Below are 2,200 nucleotides of genomic sequence, written 5' to 3' on the forward strand. Positions count from 1 at the left end.
ACTCGGCCCGGGTCGCGGTCGCGGCCAGTTCGTTGATCAGCGGGTGCTCCACCGCCGGCAGCCGTCGGCGCAGCACCTCACAGCGCTTCAGAACAGCCAACCGCTCCGGGGTGGTCAGCGCGGCGAAGTCCAGCTCAAGCACACGTTTTTGGGCGGCTGCCAGCGCATCGAAGGCCGCGGTGACCTCTTCCCGATCATTCGAACGCATGTTTGAACCATAGCAACGCCCACTGACAAGCGCGGCCGTCATCGACAACCCGCTGGTCAGGTGGCCAACGATGCTCTCCGCCACGTACGCCGGCTTGACGGCGCCCTCGACCGACACCGTGGTCGACAACCTCACCTGATATCCGCCGTCAGAGGTCTGCGACTGGGTTTTGGAGTGCTTTTCGAAGAACGAACGCAGTGCCGACGACCGAACTCTCGGCGCGGATCCGCGAACCGACCGGCACCGGGGCGCGCGGTGCGCTTGCGGATCGACATGAATCCACCGGTGACACGCCCAGTCGCTTCTGTCGCATCCGTCACACCCGCATCAAAGTGCGAAACACAAGTGGTCCGCATGGTCGCCGTGGCCGCACGCGACGGAAAGGAACACCGTTTGGCTCTGGCGGTTTTCCTTGGCCGTGTGGCCGCACTTGCGGCACTCTTGGCTGCTATACCTTGCCGGCACCTCGACAAGCGTGGCACCGGAAGCCTTCATCTTCTGCCCCAACCGGGGGCGAACAGGCCCCAACAGTTGGCGTAGGTACCCTTATTCAGCCGCGCCTTCGCGGTAGCCCCGTTGGGCAGATACTGTCCGGGATTGTCCGGGTCCGGTTTGGGCTTGGGGCGTCGGACCATGTTGCGCATCGGCAACTGCTCCACCGCGACCATGTGGTAGCTGGCGGCGATGCGGGTGGTGATCTTCTCCACCCAGTCGCGGCGGCGGCGTGCCACCGTCTCATGCACGACGGCGATCTGTTTGGCGACGGCCTTGCGGCGGGCGCTGCCAATACATCGACCAACAGCGCCGACCACCCAGTGGTCCCGGCAGGCCGAAATTGATGCGCTGACACGGCCCTCAACGGCCGGGCTTGCGCGCTGCCACAACGGTCAGAACCCACACAGCAATGCGCCGAAATCGCCCAGCGCCGTGACGGCGAAGGGGCCAGCCGCCACGGCGGCGATCACGGCGGCCAGCCCGGCACGCGTTCGTGATTGGTCGTTATACGCCGGTGGTGATGCGAGGCGTTCCGCCCGTGCCAACACTGCTACATCGGCGGCTGCCAGCGCCTCGGCGGGGGCTTTGCGGCACAGGGTGATCAGACCTGCCAGCAACGCCTGAGACCCGTGACGGCGTGCCGCAACGTCGTCGGCGCACATTTCCAGCAACAGTGAAACATGTTGTGCGCCTTGGGTCATAAGCGTCAGCCTGGGAAAGGTGGCGGCTAGACCACGAAGCGTGCTGATCACGATCCAGTGCCGTCCGTGCAGATGGGCCCGCTCGTGCGCGAGCACCGCGGCCAACTGGCGCTCGTCGAGTGCGGCCACCGCAGCACTGGTCACGACGATTGTCGGGGGCCGGCCCGACACAGCGTAGGCAGCGGGTTTGGCAGCCTCGATCACCACAACGTCCTGGGTGCTCGTGCGGTGACCGACAAGCCGCGCCGCGCCGGCATGTGCGTGCGCGCGCGCCCGCATTCGCGCCACCGTGTCGACCAACTGCGTAGCGGCCATCGTCGCGGCCACACTCACCGAGATCGCCAGCGCGGCCAAAACGACCTGCGGCACGAGCCCCGCACCACCGACGACGACGTCGTGCAGTTGGGTCATGCAGGAGGTCAAAACTGCACGGCGATGAGGCCATAAGCGGATCGCCTGCGCGATGCTCAGCACCAGCGCCACCAGCCACGCGACGAGCACACCACCGATCGCGGTCAGCCATGCTGCCACTCCCAGCCGCGGGACGAATCCGCGGTCGGTCAACGACTGCAACACCGGCGGGCCGAGCAGCAGCACCGTCACGCTGTAGAGGACAAGACAGATCGCGACGCTCAACGGTGGTCCGTTCGCTTGGCCAGCTGTTGCAGTGCAGCGAGCAGGCTTTCGGATTCCTGCAGTCCGATCTGTTCGACGAAGTGGTGCAGAACCAGATCGGGACGGCCGCCACCGTCGAACGCCTCACGCATCAGCTGGGCGGTGTGCTGCTCACGGGAGA

3 protein-coding genes and 2 pseudogenes are annotated in these 2,200 nt (G+C 66.1%); all 5 read right to left on the reverse strand.

Annotation, left to right across the window (positions count from 1 at the left end):
* Positions 1-325 (reverse strand): annotated as a pseudogene (locus tag AC2VON_RS18795) (hypothetical protein); the annotation flags it as partial.
* 210 nt (positions 326-535) lie between these two features.
* Positions 536-703: a zinc ribbon domain-containing protein gene (locus AC2VON_RS18800; protein ID WP_486954317.1), complete on the reverse strand. Its 168-nt coding sequence runs from the start codon at positions 701-703 to the stop codon at positions 536-538.
* Positions 700-1,020 carry a transposase gene (locus tag AC2VON_RS18805; protein ID WP_486954318.1) on the reverse strand — a complete coding sequence of 107 codons (321 nt, stop codon included), beginning with the start codon at positions 1,018-1,020 and terminating at the stop codon, positions 700-702. The genes AC2VON_RS18800 and AC2VON_RS18805 overlap by 4 nt, the downstream gene beginning before the upstream one ends.
* A gap of 75 nt (positions 1,021-1,095) precedes the next feature.
* Positions 1,096-2,040: a M56 family metallopeptidase gene (locus AC2VON_RS18810; RefSeq protein WP_486954319.1), complete on the reverse strand. Its 945-nt coding sequence runs from the start codon at positions 2,038-2,040 to the stop codon at positions 1,096-1,098.
* Positions 2,037-2,200: pseudogene (locus tag AC2VON_RS18815) on the reverse strand (BlaI/MecI/CopY family transcriptional regulator); the annotation flags it as partial. The pseudogene AC2VON_RS18815 and the gene AC2VON_RS18810, both read right to left, overlap by 4 nt.

This window comes from Mycobacterium sp. TH-M82 (genome assembly GCF_057473605.1).

Coding starts and splice junctions, on each gene's coding strand:
- AC2VON_RS18800 (WP_486954317.1), bottom strand. CDS start 703: ATGAAGGCTTCCGGTGCCACGCTTGTCGAGGTGCCGGCAAGGTATAGC.